Here is a 17,967-nt window from a genome sequence, read left to right as displayed (position 1 = left end):
TTTCTTTCCATATATTCACCTTCATGTTAACCCAAAAAGAAAACCCCTTAGACTAAAAGGGGTTTCAAAGTATGGTGAACTTTTCGCATGACTACATGCATTCACACTATCGTATACTCTAACATCCTAATTGGAGATCATATATTATACAAATTTTAATTGGCCAGCTTCTATTGCAATATCCGCATCACTATGTGGATATTTAGTATTCTCAATAATTTGATAATCTTCATGTCCTTTACCAGCAAAAATAATGATATCTCCTGGTTCAGCAACCTCAATCGCATGACGCACAGCTTCAGCACGATCTCCTATACATGCATAATTTTCATGTAACATCCCTTTAGCAAGATCACCTGTAATACTATCGTATTCTTCATAGCGCGGGTCATCTGTCGTTAATATAACGTAATCAGCAGCTGATGCCTTTTCAGCCATTGTTGGACGTTTCGATTTATCACGATTGCCGCCTGTGCCAACTAAGAAAATAAGCTTACCTTTTTTATATGGTTGAGCTGAAGAAATCGCCTTTTCAATTGCATCAGGTGTATGTGCATAATCTATAAACATCTGCACCGGTAAATCTGAACAAACTTTCTCCATACGTCCCTTTACTGGTGGTATTTGCTCAATTTGCTCAATAATTGTTTCAATTGAATAACCACGTCCATAAAAAGCAACCATAGCAGCAAGTACATTATATATATTAAATTCCCCAAGTAAATGCATTTTCACACGGTATATTCCTTCTGGCGTTTCAACGTCAAAAGAAGTCATGAAATCATGATACTCACAGTTAATAGCTCGGAAATCAGCTGTTTCATTTTTCAAACCATATGTCCATACTGGAAATGGTGTCATCGCTGCATAGCGTTCTGACCAAGCATCATCGGCATTTAACACGACAAATTTATTCTTTTCTAAGTCTTGTCCAAGTTGAGAGAATAATAAGCCTTTCGCATGCCCATATTCCTCCATCGTTCCATGGAAATCAAGATGATCATGTGTAAGATTTGTAAAAATAGCTACATCATATTCAACGCCAGCTAGACGTCCAAGTGCTAAACCGTGTGAAGATACCTCCATAGTCATTAATCGGCAGCCTTCCATTTTTGCACGGAATATCATTTGTTGAGTCGATAATGCATCGCTTGTAGTATTAGCTGATTCATATAAAATACCATTTAAATTAAAGCCGATTGTCCCTGATAGTGCAGATTTCTCGCCCATACCATGCATGATGTTTTGAATAATTCCTGTTACTGAAGTTTTTCCATTTGTTCCGGTTACACCAATCATCGCCATATCTTTTGAAGGATAGTCAAAAAACTTTGCAGCTAACAAACCAACTGCTCGATCCGTATCTTTCACAATGACTTGCGCAATCGTTTCTTCTAATGGTAACTTTCGTTCTGTCACAACTATCGTTGCGCCACCTTCAACAGCTTTCTGTGCATAGTCATGACCATCTACCGTATAACCTTTAATACAAACAAACATACTATTTGGTTGCACACTACGTGAATCAATTACAATATCAGTTACTTGATTAGGTAGCACTCCAATTATTTTTTTCAAAGGTAATGCATTCAACAATTCCTCTGCATACATTTCATAGTCCTCCATTCAATCTCTACATTCATTTCATCATTTGTTGTTTATTCGACAATAAATGACAAGATGAGTCCCCCACAATCTATTGAATTTATTTTACTACTTATTTGCCCATAAAGAAAATGCTTGTTAGGACGTTTTTCCGATGAAAACGCTATCATTTTAATATATCTTTAATATTTCAATAAAATTTCGCTCATTACCATCGCGGGGTTAATTTCCATCCGGCTGAGAGTCTACTCGACATCCGATGAGCTCTTTGAGGCAACAAAGCTAAAGCTCAGTTGTACCATCGAGCTAGTCAACAGAGCATTATCAGTTGCTTTTAGCCTTCGTTCCTTTTCTGCGCTCTCTAAAAATTTTCAACCCGTGCTTCCCCTCCAAACAGCTTATATATGGCTCAAATGCTCGAAATGTACTTACTTAAATAAAAAAACCGACATTTATCGACAACTACATTTTTCCTAAAAAAGTGAGGTGTCAAGAATCTTTAGTGATTCGACACCTCCTTTTACTATTTCATTATAGTTCTCACAAGCTTAACCTTTTGTTTATAAGGGGGAAAGAGAACATTCGTCTCTAGCTTAGAAGATTTTTTTAATATTGATTTGGGATGAGTAAAGTTTTCAAAACTTGCTTTTCCATGGTAGGCTTTTACCCCCGATGACCCGACACCGCCAAATGGCAAATGTAAATTTCCAACATGTGTAATCGTATCATTTATACACCCGCCACCAAATGGAAGTTCCTCTAAAAAGTACTGAATAGCTTTCTCATGCTCGGAGAAAAAATACGCCGCTAAAGGCTTTGGTAACTGACGAATTTGGTGAATCGCTAGCGGTAAATCATCATACATCATCACAGGTAAAATTGGACCAAATAGTTCATCCTGCATCGAAGGACTTGACCATTTCACATATTCAATAATGGTAGGCTCCATATACAAATCATCACGATCTGTTCTACCACCAAATGTAATGGCATCACGTTCTTCTACAATAATTTGCTGTAGCCGATCAAATTGTCTTAGATTGACAATACGGCCGTAGTCAGGGCTTTTTATTGCGTTTTTACCATAGAAAGAACGAATAGTTGCTTTCAATAATTTCATAAATCGGTCATAGACTTCTTTATGGACAAGGATATAATCTGGTGCTACACAAGTTTGTCCGGTATTTGTGAATTTCCCCCATGCAATTCTTTTCGCAGCTACTTCTAAATTGGCTGTTTGATCGACAATTGCAGGACTTTTCCCGCCAAGTTCGAGAGCAATTGGTGTTAATCGTTCTGCCGCTGCCTTTGCAACAACTTTGCCGACTGCCACACTCCCTGTAAAAAATATATAGTCAAAGGACGCATGAATAAGCGTCGTTACTTCATCTTTCTCTCCTTCTACAACACGCACGTATGAAGGATTAAACGTTTCTTCAATTATTTTTTTAACGATTGCTGCTGTATGCACAGATGTTTCTGATGGTTTTACAATAGCCGTATTACCACCAACAATTGCACCGATTAATGGCTCCATAACAAGTTGAAATGGATAATTGAAAGGACCAATGATTAATGTTACGCCAAATGGTTCTCTTACAATAAAGCTTTTTCCCACCTGATATTGAATCGGTGTCTTTACAGCTTCAGGTTTCATCCACTCTTCAACATGCTTTACCATATAAGAAATACTATCTAAAACTATGCCAATTTCTGTTGCATATGCCTCAAACTCACTCTTACGTAAATCTAAATATAGAGCATTCAAAATTTCTTTTTCATATTTTAAAATCGTTTTCTTCAGTTTTAGTAATTGCTCCTTTCGAAATTTTGTACTCTTCGTCGCTCGAGAAAAATAAAATTGACGTTGCTCTGTAATCATATTTTCTACATCTTGTGTCGTAAAATTCATCATAAAAGCACCCCTTTTTTTAAAATGGCATACATAGTTTTTTCATTTCGAAACAAACTATCTTTGTCTATACGATACAACATTGACAACCAAAATTCCTCTTTCTAAACAGGGGATGTGTAAAGAATATGTTAGAACTGTAGACGGTTTTGTGACTTCGAGAAACTTACAACTACATATTGAAAATTTGAAACGGGGGCGTAGATGAATGACAATAACAACAGGAACTTGGTGGGAGTCCATTTTTTCTGGACCATTAGCGCACGGTATTAGTGAAGAAAAAATATTGCTATTGCAAGATGAGGCTTTCTTATATCTCTCTACAGCACCGATTGAGAAAAAAGAAGAACCTGAAGCTAATTAAAAATAGCGCGTTATAGGAGGTGGTTATTTCCTATAATGCGCTATTTTGTATTCTTCATGTCTCACCACCAAAAGTTGTAGATGTCATTATGAATTCAATGAAGATTTATCGGAACAATTTTAGCTTTTATCGGAATATAAGGGCGTCTCCTCAGTTTACCAATACCATTTTCTGTAATTGTTTTAATTCTACAGCAAGTCGGTTAATTGCTTCTTCCTCGATGGCAAAGCTTCCATCTTCAAGCCGAATAATTTGTTTATCAACAATATAGACAGAATGTGCAATATTTGTAGCCCCTAATACAGCTAATATTGGTTTTAATGCATATTCTAATGCGAGTAAATGTCCAATAGAGCCACCTACAGCAATCGGTAAGATAATTTTTCCTTGCAATGCTTTTTGCGGCAGTAAGTCCAAATAAGTTTTAAGTATTCCTGAATATGAGGCTTTATAAATAGGCGTCAAAAGCACGATAATATCTGCTTCTTCCACTTGTTTATTTTCTGAAATGATAGCCTCACTTGCAAAATTAGCCGTAATTAAGTCTACAGCTGGCAGTTCATGTACGTAGTTTGTGTGTACTGCTATTTCTTGTACCTTTAAAGAGTTTTCCACCTTATCATGAATAGCTGTCAGGCGTGAATTTCTCGAATTACTGCCATTAATAATAACTGCTTTTATCAAATTAACCACTCCCCTTTACATAGTCCTTACGAAAATTGCAATGTCTTTTCATTTTGACGTAATGTATCCCCTAAGTATTTGGCCACAGCTAACATACCATATTTCCCCACAACTTTTTCGGCTTCTGCATTATAGTTTGTGTTGGTATTTACGTCATATGTAAAAATATTACCTTCTTCATCGATAATCGACTCAATCCCTGCGACACTTACTTTATTTTTCCCTAAAAATTCTTCATATCGCCCTATAAGCTCCTCTGAAAAGCTGTCTATAATTTGAAATTTTGATTTCTTAGTTGCTGTTTCACCTACTGGACAAAACTGATCCACTATTTGACAGCTATCAGCAGGACAAAGTTCAAATCCTTCTGATGTATCTACACGAACTGCATATAAAAATTTACCACCAACAAATTCACATCGCGTAATATAAGAATCTGGAGATTTTATATATTGTTGAATAAGCGTAATGCCATCTATAGGTGACTCAAAAGTATCACTATTTACATATGCTTCTAGCACTTCAACTGAATGAATTAGTTGTACCCCAAGTCCTTTTCCTGCTCGATTATGCTTCGTAATAAATGGTGTTGTACCAATTGTTCTTGCCGCTTCTATTAGCTGCGATTTACCAACTGTCGCTATTGTTGTAGGTGTTTGAATACCAACAGCTTCAAGTGCACCATATTGATTGACCTTACTTACTTCTAATCTTAAGGCACGACTTCCATTAATAACTGGTCGGCCATGATACTCTAGCCACGCGAGCACTGCCTCCGTTAGTTCAGGTGCAAATTCATGCCCCCTCGTATGTGATGAAGCACTCATACGACTATAAAAAATTCCTTGTGGTGGCTCTTTTGATAGGTCAAGCTACCCTTTCGCCAAATGCCAAACCTCATAGGGTAGGTTTAGTTCCTCATGAACGTTTCTTCTGTCCATAAAACCTTTTAAATCCTCAATAAATTCCTCTGTGCGGTCATAACGCTCTCCATGCTCTGTAAAATAACCACCATATTGCGTTTGCTTCTTCTTCCCACCAAGCTGAAACTACATTTAAAGTAAAACGACCATTAGCAATTTGATCAATATTTGCAGCTACTTTTGCCATTACCGCAGGATTATGATAGCCAGGCCGAACTGCAGCCAATATTTCAATCTTTTCAATAACTGCTGCCTTCTAGTCAATTTGAATTTAAAACCAAGTATTCTTATAGAATTAACATAACATAATAAAACGCAATGTCAACAGAATTTTTAGATTGTTCTGTCGAGGGTATATTTTACTGTTTGAAGCCTGTACGAATACTATTATAGCCAACTTAAGAACAAACATTCGGGCAGGTGATTCTTTATAGGAGCAAGGACATGAGAGAAACTCGTTTCAACGAAGGCGTTAAGGCCTTTATGTGCAGCTGAATCATTAGGAGAGATGTAATTGTATGAGTAAATTAATGCTGTTTGCATGCTCATTAGTATTATTATTTTTTGCTGGGAACGCTTTTTATATTGCTTTTAAAAAGTACGAAGAAGATGATGATTTTTCGGGAGGGGCTGAAACATTCTTTTTAATTGATTTGGTATTAGCTGTTGTATTATTAATTTCCTATAAATTCGCTCCCAAAAAATTCATATTGTTATTTTTAAAACGCTCTCCATTTTATTTGGAATAATTATTTTAGGCTTTACAATATTGTTATGGATACTTTAATGAAAAGAAAAAAACTACATTTTCCCAACGAGAAGGATAGCCTTCCGCTGATGAATGTAGGTTTCAAAATCTTTATTGATGAATGGCTTTACCAAAAATAGCTTTGGCAGCATCCCCTATATGCTCTGATACTGTAGGATGTGGGAAAATCATATTTGCGAGAGTTTTGGCAGTGCCTCCAGCATTTTTAGTAGCTAAAATAGCATTTAACATTTCTGTTGCCCCATCAGCAACAACACAAGCCCCTAAAATACGTCCTTCCTCTTTCGTCGCAATAAGCTTTATAAAGCCCACTGTATTACCTTCCATTAATGCCTTAGAGTTTGTATGTAAAGGCAATTGAGTAACCGTATAAGGTTCTTTCACCTGCTCTTCCAGCAAACCAAATGTCGCAATCTCAGGATATGTATAAACACAGCGAGGAATCGAAGTTTGATCAATCAGTGCTGGCTTATTCCCTAAAATATGATTCACAACATGCATTCCCTCTGCACTCGCTGAATGAGCTAGCTGGTAACCACCCACTAAGTCACCTATCGCATAAATATGTGGCTGACTCGTTTCAAGATGCTCATTGACAGCAATCAATCGACCATCAAATGCTAGACCAAGCTGCTGAGCTATCTCTGTATTAGGACGTCGACCTGTTGCAAACAAAAGATTTTCATATGTATAAATTCCTTTAGAGGTATGAATCTCATTGCCATTAAAATGTTTAAAGTGAAAATCCGTTACAAGCTCAATTCCAAGCTTTTTCATCTGTTCACGAATAAGTGGTCGCGCATCTGGCTCTTCCGTCTGTAAAATATCTTCACTATGATTTAGCATCGTCACTTTTGTTCCAAGTGGTGCTAAACTAAATGCCATCTCGACTGCAATAACACCACCACCGATAATTGTTAATTGCTTCGGCAGTTCTTCAAGACTAAAAAATGTATCCGTTGTATAGTAGAATGACGTTTCTAACCCTTCAAATGGTGGTACAAATGGTTTACTTCCAGTTGCTAAAATAACATCCGTAGCTGTAAAAGCATCATTATTAACTGTTACAGTCAAGTCACTAGATACTGCCGCTTCCCCTCGATAAAAAGTAATTTGATTGCTCAAAATAAAGCCTTCAATATTTGTTAAAAGCTCGTCAATAATAGCGTCCTTACGTTGCATCAATCGTGGAAAATTCACATTTACTGTAGGAGTTTCAATGCCCCAGTCATTACCACGGTTTATTTCTTGAATAAGCTTACTGTGCTCTAACATAATTTTCGAAGGAATACAGCCGACATTATAGCAAGCCCCTCCAACTTTATCGCGCTCTACTAAAGCGACCTTCTTGCCACTTTTTGCTGCATGAATAGCTGCTACATAGCCCCCAGGCCCCGCACCAATAATTGCAATATCAAATTTTCCCACGAAAAATCACCTCATTTACCACCATAGCATTTACAAAAATTGAATGCAATGCCATACATGTTACAAGAATTTTAGTAACATTTCGTCTGTCCCATCGTCAGCTACTGTAAAAGGAGGATTGTATGCCTAAATCATTATTACTGCTATTTTCTATGCTATTACTAGTTGCCGCCTGTCATGACAAAGACGCATTAAAGCCCCCACCAAGTAAGAACTATTCACAAACGGATACTACACAACAGGAAGACTTTCTTTATGAACTTTCTATTGCAAAACCTACCTTCATAGAAGGGGAACCTATAAAGATAACGGCTAAACTCACATATGTAGGGCAGGCACAAAACGTAACTATTTACCATGGAGGCTCCCCATTTTTATTTAATTTACAGGAAACGACCCGAAATTTTGAAATACCTAGTACAATGGATACTCCACTAATTACACGTATTCTTGAACGAAATGTGCCCTACGAAAAGTTCTACACGAGCGGAGGCGGTTACAACGAATTTTCAGAACCTAAACTCGTTGAATTTATGAAACAAACAATGAAAGGTCATTTTCCAAAAGGGCATTATATCGTAAAAGGAAGTACTGATTTTTATACAGAAGACTCTAATGAACAAAAAACGGAGTTCAAGCCATCCGCTACAATTGAATTTAACGTGCAATAAGCAAATAAATCTCTCCTTATTCTTAATAGAACAAGAAGAGATTTTCATTATACGTTGTGATCATGGTATTCGCTTTGCTTTCTCGGCTATTCTCTCCACTCCCTCGGATATCCCCTATATCCATGATCAAAATAATATTAGCTAATAAATATTACGTTCCCAAAAGCGTTGTTGAGCTATGGCGTTGACAAATTTTTTAGCGAAGTCTTTGTCGCCAGTGGCCAACACAATGCCTGGCCCGACATTGGCATTGGACATATTAAAAAATGGCGTTCCGGTTGTAGCAATACCAATTGGTTTGTAATGTCTATACGCTTCATTGATATAATTAACAATATAAGAATTGAACTTTGCCTGATTTTTTGCTTTTACGCCGACAACATATAACGAGTCAAATAGTACCGCATCAGTAGTTATAAATGTGTCAGTTGCTGTTAACTGTACGCCATCACTACTAGTGACACCCCCTAATTTGTCGGAAATAATACTGTATCGAACTCCCTGTCTTGTTAAAGATTTCAGCAATTCTCCAACTTCATTTGCATCAAATCCATCACCTATAAGCACGCCTACTTTAAGTGTTTGTGGCATTTTTATTGTATTTGCCTGGCTAAGTGCAGGAGATGATAACGTGACATTTACTTGCTCTCCCTTTGGACGATTAACACCAATATTATCAGCCACAGTCGTTGCCATTGCTTTATCAACACGGACAAACATATCGACAACCTGCTGTCGAACAGACTTACTTTTCACCTTTCCTACCTCAAAACTAAAGGCGTCAATGATATGTTGTTTTTCAGGGGGTGACATACTATTCCAAAACAGCCTTGCTTGGGAGAAATGGTCATCAAACGATTTACTACGTGCTCGTGTAATACGTCCTTCAACCTTTTCTTCATAATGAACGAAGCCACCTTCCCTTGCCGTTGATGGTGAAGGGGAATTGTTGGCCAAAGAATTTTTATGATAGCTCACTTTTCCTACATTAATCGTTTGTCGACTAAAGCCATTGCGCTGATTGTTATGAATTGGGCAAACAGGTCGGTTTATCGGTATTTCTGCGAAGTTTGGTCCTCCGAGACGAATTAGCTGCGTATCTAAATAAGAAAATAGCCTGCCCTGTAAAAGTGGATCGTTGGTAAAGTCTATGCCGGGCACAACATTTCCTGGATGGAAGGCGACTTGCTCTGTTTCTGCGAAAACATTATCTACATTACGATTCAAAGTCATTTTTCCAATCTTTTTAACTGGCACTATCTCTTCGGGCCAAAGCTTAGTTGCGTCCAAAATATCAAAATCAAATTTAAACTCGTCCTCTGGTTCAAGCATTTGTACACCAAGCTCATATTCTGGATAATCACCGATCTCAATTGATTCCCATAAATCACGTCGTTGAAAATCCGGATCCTTTCCAGCAATAATTTGCGCTTCATCCCAAACGAGTGAATGTACACCTAACACAGGCTTCCAATGGAATTTCACAAATCTCGACTTTCCTTTATCATTGACGAAACGGAAAGCATGAACACCGAACCCTTCCATCATTCTAAAACTTCTAGGTATTGCACGATCAGACATATGCCACATAATCATATGCGCAATTTCCTGATTGTTCGCCACAAAATCCCAAAATGTATCGTGTGCTGAGGCTGCTTGTGGCATTTCATTGTGAGGCTCAGGCTTTACCGCATGAATTAAGTCAGGAAACTTAATTGCATCCTGAATAAAAAAGACAGGTATATTATTTCCAACTAAATCATAATTGCCTTCATCGGTGTAAAACTTCGTAGCAAAACCACGAACATCACGTGCAGTATCCATCGACCCTAAGCTTCCGACTACAGTTGAAAATCTGACAAATACAGGTGTTTTCTTATTAGGGTCCTGTAGAAAGCCTGCTTTAGTATATTCTTTCATCGATTCGTACAGCTCAAATTCTCCATGTGCCGCAAAACCTCTCGCATGCACTACACGCTCTGGAATACGTTCATGATCAAAATGCGTCATTTTTTCTTGAAAGTGAAAATCCTCCATAATGGTTGGCCCACGAACGCCAGCCTTCAACGAATCCTCATCATTCGAAACTTTTAGCCCCTGATTCGTCGTCATCTTTTTTCCTTCATTATCGACACGAAACTGCTCTAGCTGCTGATCTTTCGCATTCTCGTCTAAATTTTTGCCCTGATTCGACTTAGATTTATCCACGCAATCCCCTTTCATTCCAATACTCATAATTCTCAATATACACTATATGATTGTCTAGAATAAACATGCTTCAAGACGTTGCTATAGAAGATCTTTCTCAATTATTTCTTGAATTATGACAAAATAACTATTCTGTCCCTTTAGCATAAATACCGCCCCCATTATTTGAAGTGTAAAGTAGACACTTATTTCTTCCATCCTACAGCAATATCATTGGAGGGGAATTCGATCACCAATTTAATTTGAGGTGAATAAATATATCTGTCCCAATTTCTAACTTCTTCGACTCTATGTATAATTCTAATCAGTTTTGTTTGAATGACATGTTGAGAGTTAAGGTCAATAATATAGCAAATTTCATTATTTACTTTATGATTTTTAATGACTAGTTCTGCTAATGCACCTTCATAATCAACAAAGTTAGAAAATATAGTTTTGTAAAACATAAATGTCCATTCAATCCCGTTAGCGCCAAATGGAAATTCATCAAATAATTCTTCTGTAATTTTTTTTGAATCTTCTTTTGATAATATTTCTACTTCCTCTTTAGAAACAATAGTGGGAAATAACGCATAAACTTCCTTTAAAACTGTTTCGTATTCTCTTTTTTCCTCTTCTTTTAATTCTTTTTGCTTTTGATTGGCTAGTAACTCTTTTAAACGTTCCTTTTTATCCTCCATCATATTCACCCTAACTATTTAGTTTATTGTATTTAAAAAAAGGTGTGCCCTCGATTGTTCAATCGGATGTGACAGATTCACTGTAGACCTACCTCTACTTGTTATTTCATATCTTTAACCATAACAGATCCTTTTGTTGAATTATCCTGCTCCATAAGTTCAATAAAGAAAAACATACTAAGATTAGTAGTGCAGACCAAGGCATTGGTTCGTACTACTATTTTTTTATATAGTAGAGGTGAAGAATAGGTCGGGCAGCTCTTTGGATCTTGAATCCGTAAAAAAAACTGACCTACTTCACAACCTTATTTGAATCAGGTTTAAGTATGTTGGATCCTTTGAGATCGTGTATAAGAAATGGGAATCAATAAGGCTAATGTGAAGACTTCAAAACACATAGGGAGGGAGAACATGAAACATGTCATCGCCTTTGATATTAGTATGGGAAAGAGTTATATGGTTGTCTATAACGCGCTGAAAAAATGTCAGTTGGAAAAGGAAATTGCGCACAATCGACCGGGATTTATGGACCTTAAAAAGTTAATTGATGACTTAATTGAAGGATATGATGAGCAACCTCATATCGTATTTGAATCTACAGGAGTCTATTCAAGAACACTGGAACGTTTCATGCAAGAGAACAACTATAGTTATTGCCTATTAAATCCCTTGGAAGCAAAACTCCAATGTGATTCCTTACGGATTCACAAAACTGACCGAAGTGATGCACATCGATTGGCACTCACACACTTTACGCACGAAAGACGGATTGAAACAGATTCCAATGATGTTTACCGTCAGTTAAAACGATTATCGAGACACTACAGCGAATTGGATGATGAATTGAGCGTCACCCGCAGTCGATTGCATAAGGTCGTCCAGGAAACATTTCCTGAACTCGAGAATATCTTCACGACCAAGTCTGAACTGTTCCTAAACGTAGTACAATTATACCCTCATCCAGATCTAGTCTTGAATCATTCAAAAACAATCATTAAAAATCGAATACTCGCAAACACAAATAAACGAATGGCAGTAAACAAAGCAGAGGAAAAAGCTGTTGAATTAATAGAAGCCGCAAAGCAATCTTACCCCGCCGCGTCTTCAACAGATGTGGTTTGTGATCAAGTTCGTGTATATGCTAAACGGTTTCAAGAGCTTCTCCTTCAGAAAGAACAATGTATCAGTAAAATGGAGTCGATAGCCGAAAGGCTTGAAGAGTATAGCATAATACGTAGTATTCCGGCTATTGGAGCTAACTCAGCTGTCAGAATCATAGCAGAAATTGGGAACATTCAGAGGTTTGACAACAACAGACAGTTGAATGCCTATACAGGTATTGATATTAGGCGGTATCAATCCGGGAAGTTTATAGCTAAAGACAAGATTAATAAACGCGGCAATAAACACCTACGTAAAATAATGTATCTAACCGTTCAGAACATGATTAGACAGCGACGATTTGGTGGAAATCACATCGTTGAGTACTACGATAAATTAAAAACGCAACCCTATAACAAATGTCATAAGGTTGCCTCCGTCGCATGTGTAAACAAGTTATTGAAAACGATCTTCTTTCTTGTCACACATAATCAAAACTACGACTACAGGTTGGCTCCCTAGTACAGTCGTAGCATCAGTTTAACATACTAAAGCCTTATGAAAAATCGAAAAATCACTAGGCTTATTCAGCATGGCCCAATTTATCAAAATAATATCAGAGAGTTAAGAAAGTTATTATAGATACTTGACTAATCGTAAGAAAAGAGCTGCATATGCAACTCAATAATCTTTAATAAATGCACCTCGTTCGTTGAATAAGGATGCTCACTTTCCCATCCCTTTTAACATTAATAAAATCTCTTCTATCACAATATTAGGCTCATCATGATGTATATAATGTCCACTACGACTAGCAATCCGGAACTTACTTGACGTTGACAGCCATTGGAATTCTGCTTGTAGACTTTGTTCAATTTTTAATATTTCTTGAGAGGGCCATCCAACTTCAAAATTATCGGGTAAACCTCTTGTAATAACTGTGAGAGGGATGTCACTTTGTCTTGAATGATCAACAATTTGCTTATAACTCTGTATTTTATCAATCTTCTCACTATTCAACATAGGATTCTCGAAATATTCCCTATTTCCTGCAAGTAGATTTTCTGGTAGAACCTTTTCATAGGCAAGTTCTTTATATTCTGGTGCAGCGTCAACCAAAACCAAACCACATACATCTAGCGGATAAAGACTGGTATACAGTCTGGCGACCAACCCACCAAAGGAATGTCCTACCAATATATAGGGCTTCTCCACGTCAAGCGCTTGCAACAATTCGGAGAGCTCCTCGACAAGATCATAGCAAGTTCGTGGGACTGCTATGTCTTGACTCCTGCCAATACCCGCCCTGTCATAGGACAATGTTGACGTTTCATCCGATATTCGGTCTTGGACCTTTTTCCATGTTTCATGGCTATCGCCTAACCCTGCAATAAAGATTACGCTTGGCGTATTTTTACGTTGATATTTATTGAACAGTATACGCCTATCATAGAAATCGATTATCTTTTTATGATGTATAGTCACTTTTAATCACCCTATTAAATTATAATCTTTACAATATTTTCGGTCTATGCAACTCAGTTATCTTTTGCTAAAGCGCCCTGTTACTTTAAGCACATTGATTTCACAAACTTTCTCTTTTATACACTTCTTTAATACAAGGTACTGTTATGCATAACACATGAAGAATAGTATAAGGATTCAATCCGCTTATATTGTACATAAATATTTCTATAATAGTGTCACACTTCGTAATCCCTAATTGTCTTAGTTTTTAGAAATATTAATCTTGTAGTTATGATCATTAGGAGGTTTATTTATGAAAATATTTCTTGCAGGCTCTACCGGTGTAATTGGAAAAATGGTGATTCCGATGTTAATAGACGAGGGGCATGAAGTAATCGGGATGATTCGATCAGAAAAACATGTTAAAACAATGCAAGAGATGGGGGTAAAACCAGTAATCGCAGATGCGTTTGATCGGGATAGTATTTATGCAGCCTTAATTGAAACTCAGCCTGATGTTGTAATGCATCAACTGACTGCACTAAGTAGTGGCGATATAAAAGATAATTCGAAAATTAGAATAGAAGGAACAAGAAACCTTGTTGATGCAGCTAATCACGTTGGAGTAAAAAAGATCATTGCACAAAGTATTTCATGGGCTTATGAGTCTGGGGATACGCTAGCTACAGAAGAAACACCTTTAGATACTAAAGCCTCATTACCTCGCAAAAAAACAATTGATGGTGTTATTTCATTAGAGGAAAAGGTAAAAGAAATGCCTGAGTTCGTTATCCTTCGCTATGGTACATTATATGGTCCTGAAACTTGGTATTCGGATAACGGTAAAATTGCTAAACAATTACAGAGTCAGGAACTACACGCTACAAATGGGATGACATCCTTTATCCACGTAAAAGACGCAGCAAGAGCAGCTGTATTAGCTTTAAATTGGCAGTCAGGTTCTGTAAACATTGTAGATGATGAACCTGCAAAAAGCTCTATTTGGCTTCCCTATTTTGCTGAAGTTATTGGGGCCCCTCTCCCCCCCATAAATGATATATATAATTCTTGGGAACGAGGAGCATCAAATAAAAAAGCAAAAAAACAATATGGCTGGGAACCTATTTACACTTCTTGGACAAAAGGATTTAAATTATTGCATCATTATTAAAAATAAAAGGAACTACAATATAAGAAGGGCGACCTTATGAAAATAAATAAAATTTATAAGTCTTTTATTTACACTGTTCTAAATGGACTTTTTAATTCTTGTTTCATATCGTTTATCCTTGTTTCTATAAACTTAGGATATAGCCATACATTTTTAATTCATTGGCTACCAATGTGGGGAGAATCATTTTTATGTGCTTTACTTTGTGCTTACATTTTTCCACAGATTATAACTAAACTTATGACATTCATTACTTTTGTAGAGAAATGATAGATAAAATATAAAATGTATGTAGAATATTTCTCGGATTATGATATGCATAATATTAGAGAGGGAGGATTTATCATGTTGATCAAAGATTGGAATATAGAAGACTTATATAAAGAGTATAAAAATTATTGTTTATCCATAGCATACTATTTACTTGGTTCAATGACAGATGCTGATGATATTGTTCAAGATACTTTTTTGAAATTAAAAGAACATGAAAATATTGAGAAAGATATTACTAATTTAAAAGCTTATATAAATAAAATGATCGTTAACCGCTGTATGAATGAACTAAAATCAAGTAGAAAAAAGAAAGAAAATTATATAGGTACATGGTTACCCGAACCTATACTACAGACATTCAATAGTGAGCCTCTTGAGAATCTAATCCAGTCAGATCAATTAAGCTATTCATATATGGTTCTTATGGAAAACCTTTTACCTAAAGAGAGGATAGCTTACGTATTAAGAAATGCTCTAGGGCTAAAGCATAGTGAGATTGCCGATGTTCTGAACACAACGGCTGTTAATAGCCGGAAGATATTGAGTAGAGCACAAATTAAAATGGGAAGAAAAAGCGAAAAAAATTTGACTGTTTATCTTCAGAAAACTTATATAGAACAATTTATATGGGCATTATCCAACGAGGATATTCAAGGAATAACCCATTTGTTATCTAATGATATTCTATTTGCAGCTGATGGAGGAGGTAAAGTAAGAACGGCAATAAACATCATTGAAGGTAAAGAGCGAGTATTAGCTCTTATTTCAGGAATCGCAAAAAAGTTTTTCTTTGGAAAAAGCGCTACTGCAGCTATAATAAATAATCAATATGGAATAGTAGTCACTGAAAATGAAAAAATAACAGGCGTTTTTTGTTTTGACTGGAATTCTTCATCCCAAACAATTAACAAGATTTTCTATGTAGTAGATCCAAATAAGTTAAAATATAATCTTATTTAAGGATGCGTTTGTATAAGGAAAGTTCGTTTACCTATAATAAAACCTTGATCGGCTAGTGAAGTGGCTCCAGTTGGATTTTTGTCTAACAACCGGAATCGCTTCAAATCAGCCTATCAAGGTTTTTTCGTCTCTATTCAGTTATCTCTTATTTAAACGCTTGAGCAGCAGCTACAGCTTTTTTCCACCCTGCATAAATTTCTTCACGATGTGATTCATCCATATTAGGTGTGAACTGACGATCTAAATTCCAATACTCACTAATTTCATCTGTCGAGTTCCAGAAGCCAACTGCTAAACCTGCTAAGTACGCAGCACCTAAAGCTGTTGTTTCATTAACGACTGGACGATCAACAGGTACATTTAATAAATCTGATTGGAATTGCATTAAGAAATTATTTGCAACAGCCCCACCATCTACACGTAATTTCGACAACGGTATATTGGCATCCGCTTCCATCGCACCAAGTACATCTTTTGTTTGATACGCCAACGCTTCTAATGTTGCACGTACAAAATGTTCTTTAGAAGTACCACGAGTTAAACCGAAGACTGCGCCTCGTACATCTGAATCCCAATAAGGTGTTCCTAGGCCAACGAATGCAGGAACTACATAAACACCTTCAGTTGACTCTACACGCGCAGCATATTGCTCAGATTCTGAAGCAGAACGGAACATTCGTAAGCCATCACGTAGCCATTGAATCGCAGAACCAGCTACGAAAATACTTCCTTCTAAAGCGTACGTTACTTTGCCATTTAAGCCCCATGCAAGCGTAGTTAATAAGCCATTTTCTGATTTCACTGCTTTTTCACCAGTATTCATCAACATAAAGCAGCCCGTACCGTAAGTGTTTTTCACCATACCTTCTTCGAAACAAGCCTGACCGAATAGTGCAGCTTGTTGATCACCTGCAGCCCCTGCAATTGGAACAGCAGAGCCGAAGAACAGAGCTTCCTCCGTATAGCCATACACTTCTGAAGAAGGACGAACCTCAGGAAGCATAGAAGCAGGAATGCCTAAAATGTCTAAAAGTTCTTCATCCCATTTTAAATCATAAATGTTGTACATTAATGTACGAGAAGCATTTGAATAATCTGTAACATGGACTTTACCACCTGTTAATTTCCATATTAACCAAGTATCAATTGTACCGAATAATAAATCGCCTGCTTCGGCTTTTTCACGAGCACCTTCGACATTGTCTAAAATCCATTTTACTTTAGTACCTGAGAAGTAGGCATCGATTAATAAACCTGTTTTATCACGGAATAAGTCATTGTAACCGTTTTCTTTCAGTTCCTCACAAATAGCGTTTGTTTGGCGCGATTGCCAGACTATTGCATTATAAATTGGTTTCCCAGAATGTTTATCCCAAACAACAGTTGTTTCACGTTGGTTCGTAATACCGATCCCAGCAATTTGGTTTGATTCAATATTTTTTGCAGAAAGCACTGTAGCGATACAAGAAAGAATCGATGACCAAATTTCTTCTGCATGATGTTCAACCCATCCGGATTGTGGGAAATATTGCGGAAATTCTTGTTGTGCAACGTGGAGAATGCTCCCTTTTTCATCAAACAAAATAGCGCGTGAGCTTGTTGTACCTTGGTCCAAAGCTAAAATATATTTTTTTTCTGACATCGGTCATACCTCCAATTTTTTTAATTTCTTTCAGCCGAATTCTCTTTCCTTTATAGGTGGTGAGATAAATGCGATTTCAGCTACTTTCAACGGTGTCAAAACACCAGCT

The 17,967-nt window shown here is 36.9% G+C and carries 15 protein-coding genes and 2 pseudogenes; 7 read left to right on the top strand and 10 right to left on the bottom strand.

The window, feature by feature from the left end:
- Positions 1–144: 144 nt before the first annotated feature.
- The gene (locus tag AC3WSO_RS04920; RefSeq protein WP_492529201.1) at positions 145–1,611 is read right to left on the bottom strand and encodes a UDP-N-acetylmuramoyl-L-alanyl-D-glutamate--2,6-diaminopimelate ligase; all 1,467 of its coding nucleotides are present in this window, start codon (positions 1,609–1,611) and stop codon (positions 145–147) included.
- Between the two features lie 517 nt (positions 1,612–2,128).
- Positions 2,129–3,517 carry an aldehyde dehydrogenase gene (locus tag AC3WSO_RS04915; RefSeq protein WP_492534251.1) on the bottom strand — a complete coding sequence of 463 codons (1,389 nt, stop codon included), beginning with the start codon at positions 3,515–3,517 and terminating at the stop codon, positions 2,129–2,131.
- Positions 3,518–3,725: 208 nt separating this feature from the next.
- On the opposite strand from AC3WSO_RS04915, the gene AC3WSO_RS04910 reads away from it, so the two are divergent.
- Complete coding sequence (locus AC3WSO_RS04910; RefSeq protein WP_476425997.1) at positions 3,726–3,881, top strand: hypothetical protein; 156 nt, start codon at positions 3,726–3,728, stop codon at positions 3,879–3,881.
- 150 nt (positions 3,882–4,031) lie between these two features.
- On the opposite strand, the gene ssuE is transcribed toward AC3WSO_RS04910, so the two are convergent.
- From ssuE to AC3WSO_RS04895, 3 genes and pseudogenes are all read right to left on the bottom strand, one after another.
- Positions 4,032–4,565 carry an NADPH-dependent FMN reductase gene (ssuE, locus tag AC3WSO_RS04905; RefSeq protein ID WP_492529199.1) on the bottom strand — a complete coding sequence of 178 codons (534 nt, stop codon included), beginning with the start codon at positions 4,563–4,565 and terminating at the stop codon, positions 4,032–4,034.
- Between the two features lie 26 nt (positions 4,566–4,591).
- Positions 4,592–5,506 (bottom strand): annotated as a pseudogene (locus AC3WSO_RS04900) (ATP-grasp domain-containing protein).
- A pseudogene (locus tag AC3WSO_RS04895) lies at positions 5,488–5,720 on the bottom strand (LLM class flavin-dependent oxidoreductase); the annotation flags it as partial. The pseudogenes AC3WSO_RS04895 and AC3WSO_RS04900, both read right to left, overlap by 19 nt.
- A gap of 286 nt (positions 5,721–6,006) precedes the next feature.
- Here AC3WSO_RS04895 and AC3WSO_RS04890 point away from each other — a divergent pair.
- On the top strand, positions 6,007–6,237 hold the full coding sequence (locus tag AC3WSO_RS04890) for a hypothetical protein (RefSeq protein ID WP_492529197.1): 231 nt from the start codon (positions 6,007–6,009) through the stop codon (positions 6,235–6,237).
- 110 nt (positions 6,238–6,347) lie between these two features.
- Here AC3WSO_RS04890 and lpdA read toward each other — a convergent pair whose 3' ends face one another.
- Positions 6,348–7,685: a dihydrolipoyl dehydrogenase gene (lpdA, locus tag AC3WSO_RS04885; RefSeq protein WP_492529195.1), complete on the bottom strand. Its 1,338-nt coding sequence runs from the start codon at positions 7,683–7,685 to the stop codon at positions 6,348–6,350.
- Between the two features lie 122 nt (positions 7,686–7,807).
- Here lpdA and AC3WSO_RS04880 point away from each other — a divergent pair, with 122 nt between their 5' ends.
- Complete coding sequence (locus AC3WSO_RS04880; RefSeq protein WP_492529193.1) at positions 7,808–8,356, top strand: hypothetical protein; 549 nt, start codon at positions 7,808–7,810, stop codon at positions 8,354–8,356.
- A 141-nt stretch (positions 8,357–8,497) separates the two neighbouring features.
- Here AC3WSO_RS04880 and AC3WSO_RS04875 read toward each other — a convergent pair whose 3' ends face one another.
- A complete protein-coding gene (locus AC3WSO_RS04875) occupies positions 8,498–10,579 on the bottom strand; it encodes a catalase (RefSeq protein WP_492529191.1) in 2,082 nt (693 codons plus the stop codon).
- A 170-nt stretch (positions 10,580–10,749) separates the two neighbouring features.
- On the bottom strand, positions 10,750–11,244 hold the full coding sequence (locus tag AC3WSO_RS04870) for a CDI toxin immunity protein (protein WP_492529189.1): 495 nt from the start codon (positions 11,242–11,244) through the stop codon (positions 10,750–10,752).
- Between the two features lie 411 nt (positions 11,245–11,655).
- Between AC3WSO_RS04870 and AC3WSO_RS04865 the strand changes: the two genes are divergently transcribed.
- Positions 11,656–12,867, top strand: coding sequence for an IS110 family RNA-guided transposase (locus AC3WSO_RS04865; RefSeq protein WP_492529187.1), 1,212 nt, complete (start codon positions 11,656–11,658; stop codon positions 12,865–12,867).
- 204 nt (positions 12,868–13,071) lie between these two features.
- On the opposite strand, the gene AC3WSO_RS04860 is transcribed toward AC3WSO_RS04865, so the two are convergent.
- Positions 13,072–13,830 (bottom strand): alpha/beta fold hydrolase, encoded by a 759-nt coding sequence (locus AC3WSO_RS04860; RefSeq protein WP_492529185.1) that lies wholly within the window; start codon positions 13,828–13,830, stop codon positions 13,072–13,074.
- Positions 13,831–14,125: 295 nt separating this feature from the next.
- On the opposite strand from AC3WSO_RS04860, the gene AC3WSO_RS04855 reads away from it, so the two are divergent.
- The 3 genes from AC3WSO_RS04855 (at position 14,126) to AC3WSO_RS04845 (ending at position 16,216) form a co-directional block, all read left to right on the top strand.
- A complete protein-coding gene (locus tag AC3WSO_RS04855; RefSeq protein WP_492529183.1) occupies positions 14,126–14,983 on the top strand; it encodes an NAD-dependent epimerase/dehydratase family protein in 858 nt (285 codons plus the stop codon).
- Between the two features lie 36 nt (positions 14,984–15,019).
- On the top strand, positions 15,020–15,253 hold the full coding sequence (locus AC3WSO_RS04850; RefSeq protein WP_492529181.1) for a DUF2798 domain-containing protein: 234 nt from the start codon (positions 15,020–15,022) through the stop codon (positions 15,251–15,253).
- A gap of 75 nt (positions 15,254–15,328) precedes the next feature.
- Positions 15,329–16,216, top strand: coding sequence for a sigma-70 family RNA polymerase sigma factor (locus tag AC3WSO_RS04845; RefSeq protein WP_492529179.1), 888 nt, complete (start codon positions 15,329–15,331; stop codon positions 16,214–16,216).
- 145 nt (positions 16,217–16,361) lie between these two features.
- Here AC3WSO_RS04845 and glpK read toward each other — a convergent pair whose 3' ends face one another.
- Positions 16,362–17,858, bottom strand: coding sequence for a glycerol kinase GlpK (gene glpK, locus AC3WSO_RS04840; RefSeq protein WP_492529177.1), 1,497 nt, complete (start codon positions 17,856–17,858; stop codon positions 16,362–16,364).
- Between the last annotated feature and the right edge of the window lie 109 nt (positions 17,859–17,967).

The sequence above is a fragment of the Lysinibacillus sp. EB106-09-02-XG168 genome, from assembly GCF_058791475.1.
This window is presented reverse-complemented; position numbering and strand designations above follow the sequence as displayed.